Source organism: Stenotrophomonas sp. C9D9 (assembly GCF_056491205.1).
The window spans coordinates 1,057,501-1,060,000 of the sequence record NZ_JBSZIF010000004.1 but is presented as its reverse complement, the minus strand read 5'-3'; the positions used below and the strand labels follow the sequence as shown (position 1 = coordinate 1,060,000).

Below are 2,500 nucleotides of genomic sequence, written 5' to 3'. Positions count from 1 at the left end.
AATCATGTCGGCCAGGCCGATGTGAGAGTCCCTTTTGGGGCCTTAGCTCAGCTGGGAGAGCACCTGCTTTGCAAGCAGGGGGTCGTCGGTTCGATCCCGACAGGCTCCACCACGTTTGAGCTTCCTCCGGAGTAACTTCCGGGTCTGTAGCTCAGGTGGTTAGAGCGCACCCCTGATAAGGGTGAGGTCGGTAGTTCGAGTCTACCCAGACCCACCATTCTCTGAATGACGCATACAATCGATCTTTATACGCATCAGCACTGTGGCTGGTACGTGTTCTTTTAAAACTTGTGACGTAGCGAGCGTTTGAGATGTTCTATCAGACGTGTCGTGAGGCTAAGGCGAGAGACGCAAGTCTCTTTATTGATTGAGTCGTTATATTCGTATCCGGGCTTTGTACCCCCGGGTCATATATATAACCCAAGGCAACTTGCGGTTATATGGTCAAGCGAATAAGCGCACACGGTGGATGCCTTGGCGGTCAGAGGCGATGAAGGACGTGGCAGCCTGCGAAAAGTATCGGGGAGCTGGCAACAAGCTTTGATCCGGTAATGTCCGAATGGGGAAACCCACCCGCTTGCGGGTATCCTGCAGTGAATACATAGCTGCTGGAAGCGAACCTGGTGAACTGAAATATCTAAGTAACCAGAGGAAAAGAAATCAACCGAGATTCCGTAAGTAGCGACGAGCGAACGCGGACTAGCCCTTAAGCTGATTTGGTTCTAGGAAAACACTCTGGAAAGAGTGGCCATAGAAGGTGATAGCCCTGTATCTGAAAGGGCCATTTCAGTGAAGACGAGTAGGGCGGGGCACGTGAAACCCTGTCTGAACATGGGGGGACCATCCTCCAAGGCTAAATACTACTGACCGACCGATAGTGAACCAGTACCGTGAGGGAAAGGCGAAAAGAACCCCGGAGAGGGGAGTGAAATAGAACCTGAAACCGTGTGCGTACAAGCAGTAGGAGCTCCGCAAGGAGTGACTGCGTACCTTTTGTATAATGGGTCAGCGACTTACTGTTCGTGGCAAGCTTAACCGTATAGGGGAGGCGAAGGGAAACCGAGTCTGATAAGGGCGCATAGTCGCGGGCAGTAGACCCGAAACCGGGTGATCTAGTCATGCCCAGGGTGAAGGTGCGGTAACACGCACTGGAGGCCCGAACCCACTCCCGTTGCAAAGGTAGGGGATGAGGTGTGATTAGGAGTGAAAAGCTAATCGAACCCGGAGATAGCTGGTTCTCCTCGAAAGCTATTTAGGTAGCGCCTCATATGTATCCTCTCGGGGGTAGAGCACTGTTATGGCTAGGGGGTCATCGCGACTTACCAAACCATTGCAAACTCCGAATACCGAGACGGACTGTATGGGAGACACACGGCGGGTGCTAACGTCCGTCGTGAAAAGGGAAACAACCCAGACCCACAGCTAAGGTCCCAAATTCACTGCTAAGTGGAAAACCATGTGGAAAGGCACAGACAGCCAGGAGGTTGGCTTAGAAGCAGCCACCCTTTAAAGAAAGCGTAATAGCTCACTGGTCGAGTCGGTCTGCGGGGAAGATTTAACGGGGCTAAGCAGTGAACCGAAGCTTGGGGTGCATAACTTTGTTATGCGCGGTAGAGGAGCGTTCCGTAAGCCGTTGAAGGTGGATTGAGAAGTCTGCTGGAGGTATCGGAAGTGCGAATGCTGACATGAGTAACGATAATGCGGGTGAAAAACCCGCACGCCGAAAGCCCAAGGTTTCCTTGCGCAACGTTAATCGGCGCAGGGTGAGTCGGCCCCTAAGGCGAGGACGAAAGTCGTAGTCGATGGGAAGCAGGTTAATATTCCTGCACCTCGCGTAAGTGCGATGGAGGGACGGAGAAGGTTAGGTGTACCAGGCGTTGGTTGTCCTGGGGAAAGGCGGTAGGTTTGGATCTTTGGCAAATCCGGGATCCTTTAAGACCGAGCACCGAGACGAGCCTTTATGGCGAAGTCACTGATACCACGCTTCCAGGAAAAGCTCCTAAGCTTCAGCTTACGCAGACCGTACCGTAAACCGACACAGGTGGGTAGGATGAGAATTCTCAGGCGCTTGAGAGAACTCGGGTGAAGGAACTAGGCAACATGGCACCGTAACTTCGGGAGAAGGTGCACCCTTTTTGGTGGCTCGTGCGAGCTATAGCTGAAGAGGGTCGCAGTAACCAGGCCGCTGCGACTGTTTATCAAAAACACAGCACTCTGCAAACACGAAAGTGGACGTATAGGGTGTGACGCCTGCCCGGTGCTGGAAGGTTAATTGATGGGGTCAGCCGCAAGGCGAAGCTCTTGATCGAAGCCCCAGTAAACGGCGGCCGTAACTATAACGGTCCTAAGGTAGCGAAATTCCTTGTCGGGTAAGTTCCGACCTGCACGAATGGCGTAACGACAGCGGCGCTGTCTCCACCCGAGACTCAGTGAAATTGAAATCGCTGTGAAGATGCAGCGTTCCCGTGGCAAGACGGAAAGACCCCGTGAACCTTTACTA

General features: G+C 53.0%; 2 tRNA genes and 1 rRNA gene (1 of these 3 cut by a window edge). All 3 read left to right on the top strand.

Annotation, left to right across the window (positions count from 1 at the left end):
- Window positions 1–36 precede the first annotated feature (36 nt).
- A tRNA-Ala gene (locus tag ACXI0D_RS10350) sits at window positions 37–112 on the top strand.
- 28 nt (window positions 113–140) lie between these two features.
- A tRNA-Ile gene (locus ACXI0D_RS10345) sits at window positions 141–217 on the top strand.
- A 225-nt stretch (window positions 218–442) separates the two neighbouring features.
- Window positions 443–2,500, top strand: a 23S ribosomal RNA gene (locus ACXI0D_RS10340) (it continues 822 nt past the right edge of the window).